The following is an 18,906-nucleotide window of genomic DNA, read 5'->3' as shown; positions in this document are numbered from 1 at the left end:
AGGGGATAATACTTATGAGTGAAATGGTAGAGATTACAGTCAATGGTGCCCAAATGCAAGCTTCAAAGGGAAGCTTGCTAATTGATAAATTATTGGATGAGAATATTCACATTCCTCATTTTTGTTATCACCAAGCCCTTGGTAAAGATGGTAACTGTAGGATGTGTATGGTTGAAATAGAAGGTCAAAAAAGACCTCAAATTGCCTGTGACACGCCTATAAAAGATGGAATGGTTATAAGAACTAAAGGTGAGAATATTGAAAAAGTAAGACGTGATATTCTTGAACTTGAACTTATAAATCATCCTATTGATTGTCCTACTTGTGATCAAGCAGGAGAATGTAAACTTCAAGATTACTACATGGAATCAGGATTCTATGAGTCAAGAATTAATGTAGATGCAAAAAATCAACATAGAAAAAGAGTTGATATTGGCTCAAATGTAATGCTTGATGAAGAAAGATGTGTACTTTGTACAAGATGTGTAAGATTCTGTAAAGATATTACTAAAACAGGTGAGTTAGGAGTAATAGATAGATCAGATCACTCTACAATTGGAATATTTCCAGGCCGTCCACTAGCAAATCCTTATGCTATGAATGTTGTTGACTTATGTCCTGTTGGAGCTTTGACTTCAAAAGATTTTAGATTTAAACAACGGGTATGGTTTTTACAAACTTTTAATGCAATTTGTAATGGTTGTTCTAAAGGATGTAATATTTATGTGGATCATAGAAAAGAAAAATATGAAGATGATAAAATCTATAGATTTAGACCTAGAGTAAATAAAGCTGTAAATGGTTGGTTTATTTGTGATGAAGGAAGACTTTCATATAAGCAAGAAAATCAAAATAGATTTGAAACACCTCTTCTAAATAAAGAGCAAACAAATCTAAGTAATACAATTACAAATTTATTTAAAGAGTTATCAACTTCAAAAAACACTCTTTTTGTATTAAGTCCAAATCTTTCTTATGAAGAAATGACAAATATAAATAATTTAGCTTCAAAAATAAATGCAAAAGTATCAGGATATAGTCCTAATACAATTGATGAAGAATTTAAAGATGATTATTTAAAAACAGCAGATAGAACTGCAAATAGAGCATCTTTTAAAGAACTATCAATTAATGAAGAAAAAGAGTTCTTTGAAACATCATTGAGTGAAGCAAGTTTAGTTGTGATTATAGATAGTAACTATTTTGAAAATAAAAAAGAATTACTTGCTGATAAAAAAGTAGTTTCTTTATTTAGTCATCATTGTTTAACTATCAGTTATTCTAATATAGCTATTCCAATTAGTTCATTCTATGAAAAAAGTGGAACTTATATAAATTGTGATGGTGTTAAACAAAAAGTTATTTCAGAAATGGATAAAAACAATCCAATGGAAACTGTAACTTCAATAATTGAGCACTTAAAAGAAATGATATCAAAAGGAAAGCTATGAGTTCTACAGCTATAACAATAATAAATATATCAATAGCTTCACTTCTTGCAGTTGGACTAACTCCTCTTTTTGTATGGTGGGAAAGAAGAGTGTCAGGACTAATGCAAGATAGGACAGGTCCAAATAGATGTAATATAGGACCTTTTAGACTTGGGGGATTAATTCAAAGTTTTGCAGATATGCTAAAACTTGTTTTTAAAGAAGACTTTACTCCATCACATATCAAATATAAATTTTTCTTTTCAATCGCTCCTGCTATTGTATTTTTATGTTCTTTTTTAACATTTGCAACTATCCCTTTTGCTGATGTTTTAATAATAGATGGTAAATCACATATAATGTCTGCTATTCCAAATGAACTAGGTATAATGTGGTTCTTGGCTTTTGCAGGTCTTTCAATTTATGGGATTATATTAGGTGGTTATGCCTCACAAAATAAATATGGTCTTTTAGGTTCTATTAGAGCAAGTGCTCAAGTTATTTCCTATGAAGTAGCACTTACTTTAGCTGTAGTATCAATGGTTATTTCTTATGGTTCTATTCATTTAACAGATATCGTAAATGCACAAGCTGGTACATTTTTTGGGGTTATCCCAATGTGGGGTATTTTTATTCAACCTTTAGCTGCAATTATTTTTATAGTATGTGCTTTTGCTGAAACAAATAGAGCTCCTTTTGATATAGCCGAAGGAGAATCTGAAATTGTTGCAGGTTATCACACAGAATATTCAGCTATGAAATTTGGACTTTTTCAAGTTGGTGAATATGCTGCGATGTCTGCTTCATCTGCTATTATTGTTACTTTATTCTTTGGGGGATATCAAATTCCATGGTTAGATACACAAACTATTCATAGTAATATAAACTATGTGATAGTAGCTATCATGATTCTATTACCAATTAAGATTTTCATTTTTACTAAGTGGATGAAAAAGAACAATAAAACAGTTGGATTAGGAGACAAATCAAGAGAAAAAGAAACAAAAATATTAACTATTGCATTTTGGTCTATTTGTTTTATTATACTTGCTCTATTAGCATTATTTTTAATCACTGGCTTAGGTTCAAATGGAATAAATATTGTAACAGCTGTATTACAAATAGGAACTTTTTTAGTTAAATTTTTCTTAGTTGCCTTTTTATATATTTGGGTTAGATGGACAGTTTTAAGATTTAGATATGACCAATTACAAATGCTTGGATGGAAAGTATTAATTCCTCTTGCACTTTTAAATGTAATTGTAACTGCAACTTTTATAGTACTAGGAAGTTAAAATGGGAATAAAAGTAGTAAAAAGACACGGTAAATCATTTAAAGATAGACTTTTTTTACCTGCTATTGCAGGTGGAATGAAAACAACATTAAAACACTTCACAAAAAACCTAAAAGATATTGATAATTTAAAAACTATGCAATATCCAGAAGTACAACCAGATGATCTTACTGAAAGATATAGAGGTGTTCATCGACTTACAAAATGGGAAGATGGAAGTGAAAAATGTGTTGCTTGTTATATGTGTGCAACAGCTTGCCCTGCTGAATGTATTTTTATAGATGCTCAAGAAAGATTTGATGACAAAGCAGAAAAAAGACCTAAAGAGTTTAAGATTGATCTTTTAGAGTGTGTATTCTGTGGTTACTGCGTTGAAGCTTGTCCTTGTGATGCTATTAGAATGGATACAGGAATTTTTTCTTTCACAGGTTCAAAAAGAGAAGATTTTGTTTTAGATAAACAAGCTTTAATGAAAAATGAAAGAGCAAAGGATTTAAGTGATGATTGATTTAATATTTATTGGCTTATCATTATTAGCTATTTTAGGTGCTGTAGCTATGATTGTTTATGCAAATCCTATGTATAGTGCATTAGGAGTTTTAATTTCTATGCTAAGTGTAGCTGGACTATTTGCTTTATTAAATGCCACTTTTCTTTTTTTAGTACAAATAATAGTTTATGCAGGAGCTATAATGACTTTAATTCTTTTTATTTTAATGTTCTTAAATATTAAAGAAGAGGATTTACCTAAAGAGCCAAAAAAATTTCAAAATATAGCTATTGGTGCAGCTATCATGATTCCACTAAATTATCTAATAATTAGTGCAGTATCAAAACTACCAAAAAAAGATTTAAATATTACAAATACAGATTTTGGAGATATTAAACCTATAGGTATTCAACTTTTTGATAACTGGCTGGTTGCTTTTGAACTTATTTCTATTCTACTTTTAATAGCCCTTATAGGTTCTGTAGTACTTGCAAAAAAAAGAAAATCAAAAATACATAATCAAGGAGAACAATCATGATATCTTTAACATCTTATGCCTTTGTATCAATGATGCTGTTCTCACTAGGAGTAATAGGTGTTGTTGCTAGAAGAAATGTTTTTGTAATTTATATGTCAATTGAAATGATGTTAAATGGAGTTAATTTATTTTTAGTTACATTTGCTAGATATCATTTTAATATGGATCCTCAAATTATTACAATAATGGTTATAGCTATTGCAGCAGCTGAAGCTGCTATTTTTTTATCAGTAATTATACTTTTATATAGATCAAGAAAATCGCTAGATTCAGATATTTTCACATCTTTATCACAAGGAGAAAAATCATGAATACATCACTTTTAGTATGGATTATTTTATCTCCTTTATTAGGTTCAATTCTACTTGGAGCTTTATATTTTTATCATGTAAAAAGAAAAGCTATATCAGAATTAACTTTTAGTTTAATAGGATGTATCACACCTCTAATCTCTTTTTTAATAACTCTTAGTTTATTCCTACAAATGAAAGAAGAGAATGTTATTTTTAAACAACATTTATTCACTTGGTTGAATATTGATAAGCTAAATATAGAAATGGCTTTTTTAGGAGATAACCTATCTATTTTTATGGCAATGTTCGTAACATTTGTTGGATGGTTAATTCATATTTATGCAATAGGTTATATGAGAAAAGATAATGGATTTGGTAAATTCTTTGCCTATTTTAATCTCTTCTTAGCTTCTATGCTTATTTTAGTTCTTGCAGATAATCCAATTATTTTATTTATTGGATGGGAAGGTGTTGGAGTTTGTTCATATTTATTAATTAAATTCTACTATGGTAAAAAAGAGAATATTATTGCAGCAAATAAAGCTTTTATAGTAAATAGAGTTGGTGATTTTGGTTTCTTACTTGGAGTTGTAACACTATTTTTTGCTTTAGGAGGAGTTGATTTATCTTTTGCTTCATTAGAAAGTAATATTACAAATGCTTCGAGCGAATTGTTGGTTTTATCAGCTTTCTTATTGTTTGTTGGTGCAATGGGGAAATCTGCACAAATTCCTTTATATGTTTGGCTTCCAGATGCAATGGCTGGGCCAACTCCTATTTCAGCACTTATTCACGCAGCAACCATGGTAACTGCTGGTGTATATATGGTTGCTAGATTTCACTTTTTATATGTAGGAGCTGAAGAGATAGGATTGTTTATAGCTTATATTGGTGCATTTTCTGCTCTACTTGCAGCTATTATTGCTACAAAACAAACTGATATTAAAAAAATTCTAGCTTACTCAACAATGAGTCAATTAGGTTATATGTTTATAGCTGTTGGACTAGGTTTTTACTCTGCTGGACTTTTCCATGTATTTACTCATGCTTTCTTCAAGGCAATGTTATTTATGGGAGCAGGTGGAATTATTATTGCCCTTCATCATGAACAAAACATATTTAAAATAGCTCAATATAGAGCTTCATTACCTATTATTAAATTTACATTTTTAATTGGTGTTATTGCTATTTCAGGAATTCCATTCTTTTCAGGCTTTTTCTCAAAAGATGCAATCTTAGCAGCAGCATTCCAAGAAGGACAATATTTAATATGGGCTATTGCTTTAGGAACAGCTTTTTTAACAGCTTTTTATATGTTTAGAATGTATTTTATTGTTTTTGTAGCACCAACAAAACATAAAGTTCAATATGTTTACACATCTAAAACTATTACAATTCCTTTATTACTATTAGCTATAGGTGCTGTATTTGCAGGATATTTAAATCTTGCACCAATTTTTGGAGGAGAAGCTCAAGTTGATACTTGGTTAGCTCAACTAAACTCAAAAACTATTCAGATGAGTCATGCTCTTGAATGGATTTTAATTGTAATTTCAGTTCTTGTAGCAGTAGCTGGTATTGTTGTAGCATACAAAAAATATGCTAATTTTAATGTTGAGAAACCAGAAGAAGAAATTGGTCTTATTGGAAATAAATTTTATATTGATGAAATGTATGATTCAATATTTGTAAAAACATCAAAAAAACTATCTGTATTTATAGATAAAATATTAGATGATAAAATTATTGATGCCTTTCTAATGAATTCTTCAAAAACATTTATAAATATTGGTAAAAAAGTCGCAATGATACAAAATGCAAACGTAAGATTCTATGCAGTGTTTATGCTAATTGGTATGACTTGTATATTTATCTACTTAATTAATACACTAGGATTATAGTATGAGTTCTGATATTCTTTCATTTATTATATTTTTACCTGCTGTTGTAGCATTTGGATTAATGCTTACAACAAGAGATGTTAATACAATTAGAAATATCGCATTTTTAACAACTACTGTTATTCTAGCTTTAGTTTTAAAAATCTATATTGAGTTTGAACCAAGTTCAGGTATGCAATTTGTAACAAATGTTCCATGGATTAGTACTTATGGAATTAACTATTATATTGGATTAGATGGTTTTTCACTTACTATTTTAATGATGATTGCTATTTTAATTCCAACATCATATTTGCTACTTTGGGAAGGTAAAACAAAAGGTTACTGGATAAATATGCTTTTAGTTCAAACAGGTGTAACAGGAACATTACTTTCACTTGATGTAGTACTTTTCTATTTTTTCTGGGAAGTTATGTTATTACCTGTTTTCTTACTTATTGGACAATATGGCTTTGGCAATAAAGTATTTACTACAATTAAAGTAACTGTTTACACTATGGTTGGTTCACTTCTAATGTTTGTAGCAATTTTATACTTAGGTGTTGCATATCATAGTGAATTTGGAGTTTGGTCGTTTGCCTATGATGAATTAACTAAAATTTCCACTATTGGATATAGTGAAAAAGTTTGGTTATTTTTAGGTTTTCTAGCAGCTTTTGCCATTAAAATACCTATTTTTCCTTTACATACTTGGATAATGGAAACATATAAGAATGCTCCTACTGGTGCAGTTTTCTTATTATCTTCAATCATGGCAAAACTTGGGGTTTATGCTATTGTAAGATTTATGATTCCAATTTTTCCTGATATTTATGTAGAGTTTTCTGCTTGGTTTGTTGCTATTGGTTTATTTGGTTTAATTTACTTTGGAATTGCAGCACTTATGCAAGATGATATAAAAAGAATGTTTGCATATTCATCTGCATCACACTTAAGTTTCATAGCTGCTGGTATTTTTTCATTAAATGAATATGGTATCAATGGTGCCTTATATCTAATTATTGCCCATGCTATAGCAACTGGTGCTTTATTTTTATTAGTTGGATTACTTCATGAACAAACTGGTTTTAAAACTATCAAAGACTTAGGTGGTATTGCTAAACAAGCTCCAATCTTTACATTTGTTTTTGCAATTATGCTTTTTGCAAACGTTGGACTTCCAGGAACTAATGGTTTTGTATCTGAACTTTTAATTATATTTGGAATTTATGAATTTAACCATATTTTAGGTTATATCTCAGCGCTAACTGTAATAATTGGAGCTTCTTATATGTTATGGATGTTTCAAAGAGCAATTTTACAAGATAGACCAGAAAATAGTCCTATTTTAAAAATGAGAGATTTAAAAATCAAAGAAATAATTGGTCTAGCACCTTGGGTATTTTTAGTATTTTTAATGGGTATTTATCCTGAAATATTTATTGATAAGTTTGAGCCAACTGTTACTCACTACTTAAATGACATATTACATATTGGAGCAACAAAATGAGTCAATTTATTTATTTAATTCCAGCATTAACTATTCTATTAGGCGCATTATCATTGATGATAATGAGTATGTATGAGAAATATACAGTTAAAAATTTTATTATAGTTGCTTCTATATTTTTACTTATTGCTTTAGGATTTTCTTTAGCAGATTTAGGTAGTTTATATAAAGCACAACCTTATAATGAATTATTTCACAATAGTTTAATTTTTGATTCATTTTCAAACTTTTTCAATATTTTACTAATATCTGGAACACTTTTAACTATTTTAATTGGTGAGCATTATTTTCAACATAGATCATATTTTAAAGGTGAATTCTTTTCAATATTACTTTTTGCATTATTTGGAATGATGTTATTAGGCCATTCAAACGAACTTATCACTGCTTATGTAGCATTAGAAGTTGCTTCATTTGCGGTATATATTATGGTTGGTTACAATAGTGATGATTCAAAAAGAGTTGAAGCAATATTTAAATACTTAGTTTTAGGTTCATTTATTGGAGCATTTTATTTATTAGGTTTAGTATTAGTTTATGGAGCAACTGCAAGTACTAACTTAAGTGAGATATCTACATTTATATCAACTGCAAATGATCAAAATATGATACTAGTATATATAGGTTTAACATTAATACTGTTTACTTTTCTTTTCAAAATTGCTGCCTTTCCATTTCAATCGTGGGTACTTGATGTATATAGAGGTGCACCGATGGTTATTACAGCATATATGGCATCAACATTTAAAATTGCTATCTTTTCATTTTTTATGAGAGCATTTTTACAACATCTTGGATTTACAATTGATTTTTGGGATACAATTATGTCTGTTATTATTGTTTTTACATTAGTATTTGGAACATGGTTAGCAGTAACTCAACAAATCATCAAAAAAATGTTAGCAGCTTCATCAATTGTACATACAGGTTATTTACTTTTAGCATTTATAGCATTAAGTTATAAAGATGGCCAAATTATAAATATAGAATCAGCCTATGCAACAATGTTTTATTTAATTGCTTATTTATTATCAGCACTTGGAGCATTTGGACTAGCTTCTCATATTATGTCAGAAACAAATGTAAGAGTAACTTATGATGACTTTAAAGGTTTAGCAAAAGAAAGACCATTTTTAGCAGCAATGATGACAATATTCTTATTCTCTCTTGCAGGTATTCCATCTACAATAGGATTTATAGGTAAATTTTATGTATTTACAGAAGCCATAAATGCTGGATATACGGCTCTAACAATTTTAGCTATTATTGCGACTATTGTTTCAGTTTACTACTATTTTAAACTAATTGCTATGATGTATTTTTATCCAACTAAGCAAGAATGTATATCTTTAGAATTTAATGACAAAAGAGTTTCTACTTATGCAATTGCTTTTGTTGCTATATTAACTGTATTAGGGGGAATTGGTTCTGCTATTGTATTTTTTATACCAGCACTTAATATTGACCAAATTATTACACTTGCACAAGTAGCAGTACAATCATTATTTATAAAATAATTGTATCATATTGTAACAAAACAAGTTAATTTGTTTCTATAAGTAAAATTTAATATTAGCCCTACAAAAGCCCATTCAATGGGCTTTTAAACTCTCAAAAGTCTTTTATCATAAAAATATCATAAATTTATGATGTATCATATCTAATCAAAAAACAAGTACCACTTAGCTATTATATTGCTATTATTCATATAATCTAAATCACAAGAAAGGATAGGAAATGAGTGACCTAATAGAAGGTTATTTAGGTAAAACGATTGAGGGAAGAAAAAGTAGATTACCTGCGAAGCTTGATTATCTTCAAAGTGCGACGGGATTATTCTTAGCATTATTCATGTGGGCTCACATGTTATTAGTATCATCGATATTAATTTCAGAAGAATTCATGTACAAAATTACAAAGCTTTTAGAAGCTAGTTTTATTTTTGAGGGAGGAAATCCTTTATTAGTAACAATTGCTGCGTTAGTGATTTTCATTGTGTTTATTGCACACGCAGGTTTAGGTATGAGAAAGTTACCTGGTAACTTCAAACAATACCAAGTTATGAAGGCACATGCTAAACACATGAATCATGATGATACAAAATTATGGTTTACACAAGCAGGAACTGGTTTTGCTATGTTCTTCTTAGGTTCTGTACACTTATATATTATTATGACTAACTCTGCTGATATTGGTCCTTATGCATCTTCGGATAGAATTTGGTCTGAATGGATGTGGCCTTTATACATTTTATTACTTTTAGCTGTTGAACTACATGGAACAATTGGTCTTTATAGACTATGTGTAAAATGGGGATGGTTTGACGGAGACAATCCTAAAGAAAATAGAGCTAGACTTAAAAAAGTAAAATGGGGATTAACTGTATTCTTCTTAGTTTTAGGTTTTGCTTCATTAGCAGCATATATGAAAATCGGTATTGAACAAGTTAACAACGGTAATGTTGGAAACAAATATCAACCTACTGCAAAAGTAATGGAATATAAAATGCCAAATAAAACTATTGGAGGAATTGCATAATGAAAATTAATTACTGTGATGCGTTAGTAATTGGTGGTGGTCTAGCTGGACTTAGAGCTGCTGTTGCTGCACAAAAAAAAGGATTAAGTTCAACTGTATTATCACTTGTTCCAGTTAAGAGATCTCACTCTGCTGCTGCTCAAGGTGGAATGCAAGCTTCATTAGGTAACTCTAAAATGTCTGATGGTGATAATGAAGATTTACACTTTGCAGATACTGTAAAAGGTTCTGACTGGGGATGTGATCAAGAAGTTGCAAGAATGTTTGTACATACTGCACCAAAAGCAATTAGAGAATTAGCATCTTGGGGTGTGCCTTGGTCAAGAGTTGCAGCAGGAACTAGAGAAGCTGTAATTAATGCAAAAAAGACAACTATTACAGAAGAAGAAGATAGACATGGTCTAATTACTTCAAGAGACTTTGGTGGTACTAAAAAATGGAGAACATGTTATACAGCTGATGCAACTGGACATACTATGTTATTTGGTGTTGCAAATGAAGCTTTAAAACATGATGTTGATATTAGAGATAGAAAAGAAGCCTTATCATTAATTCACGAAGGTGGAAGATGTTATGGTGCTGTTGTTAGAGATTTAATTACTGGTGAATTAGAAGCTTACGTTGCAAAAGGTACTTGTATCGCAACTGGTGGATATGGAAGAGTATTTAGACAAACAACAAATGCCGTTATTTGTGAAGGTACAGGTGCTGCAATCGCACTTGAAACTGGTATTGCTACATTATCAAATATGGAAGCTGTACAGTTCCACCCAACTCCAATTGTTCCATCTGGTATTTTATTAACAGAAGGTTGTAGAGGTGATGGTGGTATCTTAAGAGATGTTGATGGTCATAGATTTATGCCAGATTACGAACCAGAAAAGAAAGAACTTGCTTCAAGAGATGTTGTTTCAAGAAGAATGATTGAGCATATTAGAAATGGTAAAGGTGTTCCTTCTCCTTACGGTTATCACGTATGGTTAGATATTTCTATTCTTGGTAGAGAACATATTGAAAAGAACTTAAGAGATGTTCAAGAAATTTGTCAAATCTTTAATGGTATTGATCCAGCAGATGAAGGTAAAAAAGGTTGGGCTCCTGTTCTTCCTATGCAACACTACTCTATGGGTGGAATCAGAACAAAACCAACTGGTGAATCAACTAGGTTAAACGGTTTATTTGCTTGTGGTGAAGCTTCTTGTTGGGATATGCACGGGTTCAACAGACTTGGTGGAAACTCTGTATCTGAAACAGTTGTTGCTGGTATGATTATTGGTAACTACTTTGCAGATTATTGTTTAGCTAATGATGTAAGTATTCCTACTTCAACTGTACAAAAGTTCATTGATGAACAAGATGCTTACTTAGATGAAATTCTTTCTTACAATGGTAGTGAAGATATCTTCAAAATAAAAAGAAGAATGCAAGAATTAATGGATGAAAAAGTTGGTATTTTTAGATCAGGTGAGCCATTAAAAGAAGCAGTAGAAGAATTAAAAGAATTATTAGTTAAAACTAAACATATTAGTGTTAAATCTAAAGAAAGAGCTGGTAATCCAGAACTTGAAGAAGCATATAGAGTTCCTAAGATGTTAAAAGTAGCATTATGTGTTGCTAAAGGTGCTAGAGATAGAACTGAATCAAGAGGTGCACACTATAGAGAAGATTATCTAAAAAGAGATGATGCAAACTGGTTAAACAGAACATTATGTACTTGGCCAAATGCAGATGATTTAGAACCTACTATTGAATATGCAGACTTAGATATTATGACTATGGAAATGCCTCCAGCATTTAGAGGTTATGGTGCTAAGGGTATGATTATTGAAAATGAGCTTTCTATTAAAAGACAAGATGAAGTTGATTCTATAAGAGAAAAAATGGAATCAGAAGGTAAAGATAGACATGAAATTCAAGATGCATTAATGCCTTTTGATTTACCAATGAACTATAAAGATAAAAATGAAAGAGCAGGAGACAAATAATGAGCGTTGAAAAAGGTAGAGAAATAACTATATCAGTTCTTAAATTTAATCCAAGAAGTAAGGTTTCTAAACCTCACTTCGTAGACTATAAACTAGAAGAGACTCCAGGTATGACTCTTTTCATTGCATTAACAAAAATTAGAGAAGAGTTTGATCCAGATTTATCATTTGACTTCGTATGTAGAGCAGGAATTTGTGGTTCTTGTGGTATGGTAGTAAATGGAAAGCCTGCACTTGCTTGTAGAACACTTATTGCTAATTATCCAGAAGGAAAAATTCAATTAATGCCAATGCCTGCATTTGAACTTATTAAAGATTTATCAGTTAATACTGGTAAATGGATGGACGCAATGTCAAAAAGAGTTCAATCATGGATTGTTGATAATGGTGAAGAAGTTGATATTGCTAAAATGGAAGAAAGAATTGATCCAGATGTAGCAAATGAAACTTTTGAACTTGATAGATGTATTGAATGTGGTATTTGTGTTGCTTCTTGTGGTACAAAACTTATGAGACCTGATTTTGTAGGACCTGTTGGATTAAATAGAGTTGCTAGATTTGAAGTTGATCCTCATGATAAAAGAACTGCTGAAGACTTCTATGAATTAATCGGTGATGATGATGGTATCTTTGGTTGTATGTCACTATTAGCTTGTGAAGACCATTGTCCAAAACACTTACCATTACAAAATAAAATTGCTTACTTAAGAAGAAAACTAGTAGCATTAAGATAAAAACAAAAGAGGAATCCCTCTTTTGTTTTATTCATTATATAAGTAGAAAAAGTTAAGTATCAAGTTTTGATATTTAACTTTTTGTATTTTAGGGAGAGATATAATGAGCTTAGCAAACGACTACTTTTTACTTTATCATGGAATAACATTTGAACAAAATTTAGATGTTGAACTAATTGATACTATAATAGATGAAGAAACTTTTTCAATTTATGCCTTAATATTAAGTGCATCAAGAAAAGAGTATGAAAAATTTTTACCTTTGAAATCCTTTGGAAAATTGTGTTCAAAACTAAATGTAAAAACACCAACTAATATAAGTGAACTAAATCACTTACAACACAATATCATAGAAAATATTCAAGAAAATAAACAAAAATTATATATTGATGTACTACATAACTCTTTTGAACATCTAAATAACAATAATATATTAAATCAAGAAAACTTTAAAAAACTTAGTTCTTTATTTGACTACCAAGAACTTGATATAAAAGATGAAGCTACAAAAAACAAAGATGAAAATGAACAAGAACATAAATCATCATTTATTGAACTAAAAGCTTCTTTAGAAGAGATTATAAAAGAACTTAAGCAAAATAGTTCAAATGAAGAGATAATAAAAGATTTAGATTCATCAAAAGAGTACTTAAACAATCAAAAATTCTCTATTGGTATTACAGGAGTAATGAACGCAGGTAAATCTACTATGCTTAATGCTTTAATGGGAAAAGAAATTTTAGGTAGTGCTGTTGTTCCAGAAACTGCTAACTTAACAATCGTAAAACACAATCCTACAGAAAATGCAAAAGTATTTTACTGGAACAAAAATGAGTGGGAAAGAATAGAAAACTCAGCAGCACAATTAGACTCTATGAAAGAGTATGTAAATGAAACAAATAGAATATTTGGAGATTCATTAAAAGATTATATAAAAGATAAATCAAGATATGATGAAGTTGATATAAATGATTTATCAAGTTATACATCAGCAGAAGCTAGTGCTAAAAAGTGTAATTTAGTTAAATATGTTGAATTAGGTTCAAATTTAGAATTTTTATCAGATGGAATTGAAATAGTGGATACTCCTGGACTTGATGATCCAGTAATTCAAAGAGAAGAGATAACAAAAGAGTATATTAGTCAGTGTGATATGATGCTTCATTTAATGAATGTATCTCAAAGTGCTACTTTAAAAGATGTCGAATTTATAATAGATGCCCTACTTTATCAAAATATTTCAAAACTTTTAATTGTTATAACAAGAGCTGATACAGTATCAAAAGAGCAACTACAAGAAGTTATTGAATATACAAAGTCTTCTATAAAAAGACAACTTAAAGCTCAAAATAAAGACTCTCAACTTGATTATATACTTAAAACAATTAAGTTTATTCCTATTTCAGGGAAAATGGCTTTACTTCATAGAACAGGAAGAGAACAAGAAGCATTAAAAGCTGGCTTTACTATAGAAGATACAGGTATTTTAGAAATAGAAAACTACTTAAAAGAGACTTTATTTGGTTCAAACTCTCAAAAAAGTGAACTTATTGTACAGTCTACTAAATCACAATTATTTAAAACTATTGAAAAACAAACAGCTTCTTTAAACTATGAGTTAAAACTTTTATCTAAATCAAAAGAAGAATTAAATAAAGAGTTAGAAGAGTTTAATAAGAAAAAAGTAGTAAATGAAAGAATATTTACTGCAATGAAAGAAGATATAAACTTCTACAAAAATGATGCAAAAAGCTATATAGATTCCCTTGAGACATTTTTAGAAAGTGAACTTATTGAATTACAAAATGTAATAAAACAAAGAGTTATATCAGACGTAAGATATTCATTTGAAAAAACAAAAAAAAGACCTGAAAACTCAAGAATCAAAGTTATTGTTGAAACAGCTATCAAAGATGGAATTATTGATGTAATTAGAGATTATAGATATAAATTTATTAAAAAATCACAAACTATTGGAGAACAAAGTGAACAAAAATATCATGATTTTGGTTTTTCAATAGGTCATAAAAATGATAACTTTGATGCAAGAGGTTTCTTCCAAGATGATTTTAAAACAGGTTTTTTAACTTCAAATAATGAAATTTTAATAAATCAAATCACACAAGCAGTTTCAAAATCAAAAGAAAAAAAATTAAATGAATTAGATAGGGAAATAGAAGGATATATAAAGGCTCAATTTAAAGCTATAGAAGAAGATATCAAAACAAAGGCAAAGAAAGTATCAAATATGTTAATTGAAAGCTTTTTCGAAACATTAAATGCTCCTTTAAAAGCCTTCGAAAACAAGCTTTTAAATGATGAAAAAATACTTCAAAATCAAATAGAAACTTTTGAACAAAATGATGCAAATAGAGCTGAACTTTCAATAGAAATTCATAAAAAAATAAAAAAACTAGATAATATGCTATCTACTATAAAAGGACTACACTAATGAGTAAAGCAATAAATATTTTAGATAATTTTATCAATGAATTTAAAGATGCCTATACTAAAAAAGAAGTAGTTTATGAAAGTGGTATAATTGGGAAAATCAAACAAGTTGAAGACAAACTACTTGATGAAAAATTTTTACCATCAAGACAATTAGAAAGAATACTAAAAAAGCAAACAAGAAGAGCTAGATATCCAATGGAAGTAGCAATAACAGGACAATTTTCAGCTGGAAAATCAACTTTCTTAAATGCTTTACTTTCAAGAAATATTTTACCAACAGGAATTACACCAGTAACGTCTAAAGTAAATTTTATTAACTATGGAGAAGAGTATAAATTAAAAATTACTTATTATTCTGGTGCACATGAATATGCTCCGATTGAGGCCATAGCTGATTTTACTGATCAAAGACAAGATGAAATGCAAGATATTAAATATCTTACACTTTATGCACCTATGGATATTTTAAAAGAAATCTCTTTTGTGGATACTCCTGGTCTTAACTCTCAATCTCAAAGTGATACAGATACAACAAGAAAAGTTTTAAGAGATGTGGGTGGTATAATTTGGCTTACACTTATTGATAATGCAGGGAAAAAATCAGAGGCTGATATACTTGATGAATATATGAGTCATTTTAAAGATAAAACTTTATGTGTTTTAAATCAAAAAGATAAATTTTCACAAGAGCAAATAGAAACTACTACAAATTATGTAAAAGAAAAATTTTCAAAATATTTTGCTCAGGTTACTCCTATTTCTGCAAAAATGGCACTTGACTCAAGGGCAGCACATAAATCTGTACTTATTGAAAATAGTGTAGAAAAAGTTTTAAAAGAGTTTAAAACTGAATTAAATGAAAACTTAGATTGTACCTCATTAGAATTTTTTAGACAAAAATATGATGAATTTCAAAATGAGATAAAAGAGATTAAATACCAAGATATTACTTCAAATATGAAACTTTTACATGACTCAAATATACAAGAAGTTTTAGATTTTATAGAACATACAATAAGACCTAAAGCACAAGAATCAAAAGAGTATGCAATAAAAAAAGACTTAAAAGGTATTTGTGATATTTTAATCAAAGAGTATGAAACAATTATTGGAGTATATGATGCTTTAAGTACTATACTTAATTCTTGTGAAAATCAAGTAATTGAAGCCTTAGATAATATTCATAAAAAATACTCAAAAGAACTATTTACAATATATAATTCACTTGAATCAATTATGGAAAAAATGGCTAATGAAACATACAAAAATATTAAAAGAAAAAAAGCCTATAGATTTGAAGAATCAAAAGGTGGTTTCTTAAAATCTGAAAAAATTGAAAAAATTGAGTATGAAACATACTGGATAGATGCTGATAATATCTATAAGAATCTATTTTATGATGATCAAAAAATAGATAAAATGTTTAAAAGATCAATTAAGCTTTTAAAAAATATTGAGTTAAATACAGATGAAGCTTTTAGAGAAGTTTATAGAATAATTAAAAATGAGGTTAGTAAATGGCAAGAACCTTATGAACTAATCAGAAAACATAGAGAAATTGCTTCTGATTTAGAGTTCTCAAATACAAGACACTTTGCAGCAAAAGTATATGAAAATGTTCTAAGATCATACCATAGAGCAATTTTAGAAAATATCTCTGCTTTAAGAAAAAAGTTTGCTTATTTTAATGGAGCATTATCATACTCTTATATTCAAACTACACAAGCCACTATTGCACACTTTGAACAACAAATCAATGAATCAGAAGAGTTATATAAAAAAGAACCAACAAGATTCTCAATTCAACATCCTAGAGAAGATCAAATTCTTACAAAGCTTAAAGCTAATTTTGGTTTTGAAAAAATTGAAGATTTTTTAACTTCAAAAAGAAACTATTTATATAAAATCATCAAATACTCAAAAGAACAATACTTAGAAATAAATGAGGACAGAATAAACTTTGTAAGAGAAAAAGAGAATGAATATCACGAGAAAATAAAAGATTTAAAAAATATAAAAGAAGATATCTAATCTTCTTTTATTATAATTGTAGAGAGTAAATTAACCTTTCACCTCTTATCTTATCCTTAGACTCTTTTACTAATCTAAACCCAAGAGAAAATAAAGATTTAGAAGAAGCAACATTTCTTTTAGACGCAGTAGCTAAAGCCCTATTTTTACATAAATTCTTGATCTGTTGTATTTGAGCCAAACCTATCTCTTTAGCATAACCTTTACCCCAAGAAGTTTCTTCTAAAATAAAACCTATTTCATAATCTTCTTCATCTAAATAAGTACAAGACAAAATACCTGCTAAGCCAATAATAGTTTTTGTTTGCTTTTCAAGTAATACACTAAGACCTATACTAGAATCAAAGTTTCCATGAGTACGTAGAAACTCTTCTGTTTCTTTTTTTGTAAAACCTGATGAACCAAAAGTGTTTGCTACTACATTTTTATTTGAAAAAATTTTATCAAATAAAATATCAAAATCTTTTTCTTTCATAGTTCTTAAAATCAATCTATTTGTATTTAAAATTTCCATAGTTTATCTCTTATTCTTTAATTATAAAGAATTATAACAAAAAGTTTAAATATAATACCAAATGAAATATTTAAATCATTATCCCAAAAACCTACAAACACAAATTCAAGACTTATTAGATAAAAATAAACTTGATAAATATCTAATATCAAAATACCCTATTGCTCATAATATAAAATCAGATAAAGCTCTTTATTCTTATGTAAATGAGCTAAAAAATCAATATTTTAAAAAGTACCAATTATCAAAAATCCAATATGATGGAAAAATAAATGTAATAAACAATGCCTTAGGTATGCATACATTTATCTCAAGAGTTCAAGGAAATAAACTAAAAGCAAAAAGTGAAATAAGAGTTGCTACTTTATTTAAAAATACACCTGAAAAATTTTTAGAAATGATCGTAGTGCATGAATTAGCTCATCTGAAAGAAAAAGAACATAACAAGGCTTTTTATAATTTATGTACTTTTATGATGGAAGATTATCATCAAGTTGAATTTGATTTAAGAGTTTACTTAGTTTATATGGATAAGTTTGGGAAATTATATTAAACAAAATACTCTTTTTAAAAAAATACTAAAATAACATTTTAAATTAAAGAATATAGAATATATATTTATATATAATAATATCTTAAAAAATTATTAATAAGGTATATTATATGAACTATCTAAAAAAATCCATTTTACTTATCTTTGTACTACTAACTATAACTGCTTGTAGTGAAAGTAAAAGTGTAGAAATAAAAAAAAGTAATTATAATATAAAGCAATGTAATAAAGAAAGCTATACAAAAGAAGATTTAGAAGATTATAAAAAACTTGTAGAACAAGGAGAAATACAAGGGTATAACTGTATTGGTATTTATTATATGAGAGCAAAGGATTATAAAAATGCAAAAAAGTATTTTTATAAAGGAAAAGAAAAAGGAAGTTTAGAGTCTTATGCTCAAATAGGAAGTTTATATAGACACTTTTTAAATGATAATAAAAAAGCTGTAGAGTATTTTACAATAGCAGCAAATAATGGACATGGAAAAGCTGCACATAATTTAGGTGTATATTATGATAAAAACTTTGCATATAAAAAAGCTTTAAAATGGTATGAGAAGTCTTTTAATAAAGGTGATACCTATTCTCTTTTAGCAATGGCTCATGTTTATAGAAAACAAAAGAATTATGAAGAAGCTATAAAAACTTTTAAAAAAGCTGG

16 protein-coding genes are annotated in these 18,906 nt (G+C 28.6%); 15 read left to right on the top strand and 1 reads right to left on the bottom strand.

Annotation, left to right across the window (positions count from 1 at the left end; all coding sequences use genetic code 11):
- Positions 1–14 precede the first annotated feature (14 nt).
- The 13 genes from ACH5BK_RS13780 to ACH5BK_RS13720 all read left to right on the top strand — a co-directional run bounded on the left by ACH5BK_RS13780 (position 15) and on the right by ACH5BK_RS13720 (position 17,178).
- Positions 15–1,451 (top strand): 2Fe-2S iron-sulfur cluster-binding protein, encoded by a 1,437-nt coding sequence (locus tag ACH5BK_RS13780; RefSeq protein WP_404308391.1) that lies wholly within the window; start codon positions 15–17, stop codon positions 1,449–1,451.
- Positions 1,448–2,725, top strand: a complete 1,278-nt coding sequence (locus ACH5BK_RS13775) for an NADH-quinone oxidoreductase subunit H (protein WP_404308389.1) — start codon at positions 1,448–1,450, stop codon at positions 2,723–2,725. The genes ACH5BK_RS13780 and ACH5BK_RS13775 overlap by 4 nt, the downstream gene beginning before the upstream one ends.
- Before the next feature lies 1 nt (position 2,726).
- Positions 2,727–3,233: a NuoI/complex I 23 kDa subunit family protein gene (locus tag ACH5BK_RS13770; protein ID WP_404308387.1), complete on the top strand. Its 507-nt coding sequence runs from the start codon at positions 2,727–2,729 to the stop codon at positions 3,231–3,233.
- Positions 3,226–3,753, top strand: coding sequence for an NADH-quinone oxidoreductase subunit J (locus tag ACH5BK_RS13765; protein ID WP_404308385.1), 528 nt, complete (start codon positions 3,226–3,228; stop codon positions 3,751–3,753). Before ACH5BK_RS13770 ends, ACH5BK_RS13765 begins: the two co-directional genes overlap by 8 nt.
- A complete protein-coding gene (gene nuoK / locus ACH5BK_RS13760; protein ID WP_404308383.1) occupies positions 3,750–4,064 on the top strand; it encodes an NADH-quinone oxidoreductase subunit NuoK in 315 nt (104 codons plus the stop codon). Before ACH5BK_RS13765 ends, nuoK begins: the two co-directional genes overlap by 4 nt.
- Complete coding sequence (gene nuoL / locus ACH5BK_RS13755) at positions 4,061–5,947, top strand: NADH-quinone oxidoreductase subunit L (protein WP_404308381.1); 1,887 nt, start codon at positions 4,061–4,063, stop codon at positions 5,945–5,947. Before nuoK ends, nuoL begins: the two co-directional genes overlap by 4 nt.
- A 1-nt stretch (position 5,948) precedes the next feature.
- Positions 5,949–7,436, top strand: coding sequence for a NuoM family protein (locus ACH5BK_RS13750; RefSeq protein ID WP_404308379.1), 1,488 nt, complete (start codon positions 5,949–5,951; stop codon positions 7,434–7,436).
- The gene (locus ACH5BK_RS13745) at positions 7,433–8,953 is read left to right on the top strand and encodes an NADH-quinone oxidoreductase subunit N (protein WP_404308377.1); all 1,521 of its coding nucleotides are present in this window, start codon (positions 7,433–7,435) and stop codon (positions 8,951–8,953) included. The genes ACH5BK_RS13750 and ACH5BK_RS13745 overlap by 4 nt, the downstream gene beginning before the upstream one ends.
- A gap of 220 nt (positions 8,954–9,173) precedes the next feature.
- The gene (locus ACH5BK_RS13740; RefSeq protein WP_404308375.1) at positions 9,174–9,974 is read left to right on the top strand and encodes a fumarate reductase cytochrome b subunit; all 801 of its coding nucleotides are present in this window, start codon (positions 9,174–9,176) and stop codon (positions 9,972–9,974) included.
- Complete coding sequence (locus tag ACH5BK_RS13735; protein ID WP_404308373.1) at positions 9,974–11,959, top strand: fumarate reductase flavoprotein subunit; 1,986 nt, start codon at positions 9,974–9,976, stop codon at positions 11,957–11,959. The genes ACH5BK_RS13740 and ACH5BK_RS13735 overlap by 1 nt, the downstream gene beginning before the upstream one ends.
- Entirely contained in the window at positions 11,959–12,693 is a 735-nt protein-coding gene (locus tag ACH5BK_RS13730) for a fumarate reductase iron-sulfur subunit (protein ID WP_404308371.1), read from the top strand. Before ACH5BK_RS13735 ends, ACH5BK_RS13730 begins: the two co-directional genes overlap by 1 nt.
- A 103-nt stretch (positions 12,694–12,796) precedes the next feature.
- A complete protein-coding gene (locus ACH5BK_RS13725; protein ID WP_404308369.1) occupies positions 12,797–15,145 on the top strand; it encodes a dynamin family protein in 2,349 nt (782 codons plus the stop codon).
- Positions 15,145–17,178, top strand: a complete 2,034-nt coding sequence (locus ACH5BK_RS13720) for a dynamin family protein (protein ID WP_404308366.1) — start codon at positions 15,145–15,147, stop codon at positions 17,176–17,178. The genes ACH5BK_RS13725 and ACH5BK_RS13720 overlap by 1 nt, the downstream gene beginning before the upstream one ends.
- Before the next feature lie 10 nt (positions 17,179–17,188).
- Here the strand turns inward: ACH5BK_RS13720 and ACH5BK_RS13715 are convergent, their stop codons facing one another.
- Complete coding sequence (locus ACH5BK_RS13715; RefSeq protein WP_404308364.1) at positions 17,189–17,692, bottom strand: GNAT family N-acetyltransferase; 504 nt, start codon at positions 17,690–17,692, stop codon at positions 17,189–17,191.
- A 61-nt stretch (positions 17,693–17,753) separates the two neighbouring features.
- On the opposite strand from ACH5BK_RS13715, the gene ACH5BK_RS13710 reads away from it, so the two are divergent.
- Together ACH5BK_RS13710 and ACH5BK_RS13705 are read left to right on the top strand one after the other, a co-directional pair.
- A complete protein-coding gene (locus tag ACH5BK_RS13710) occupies positions 17,754–18,245 on the top strand; it encodes a YgjP-like metallopeptidase domain-containing protein (protein ID WP_404308362.1) in 492 nt (163 codons plus the stop codon).
- 110 nt (positions 18,246–18,355) lie between these two features.
- A partial coding sequence (locus ACH5BK_RS13705) for a tetratricopeptide repeat protein (protein WP_404308360.1) occupies positions 18,356–18,906 on the top strand: 551 nt, incomplete at its 3' end.

The organism is Arcobacter sp. YIC-80 (assembly GCF_044841725.1).
Taxonomy (GTDB): Bacteria; Campylobacterota; Campylobacteria; order Campylobacterales; family Arcobacteraceae; genus Arcobacter_B.
The sequence above is the reverse complement of the archived record's forward strand: the minus strand, read 5'-3'. Positions and strand labels throughout refer to the sequence as shown.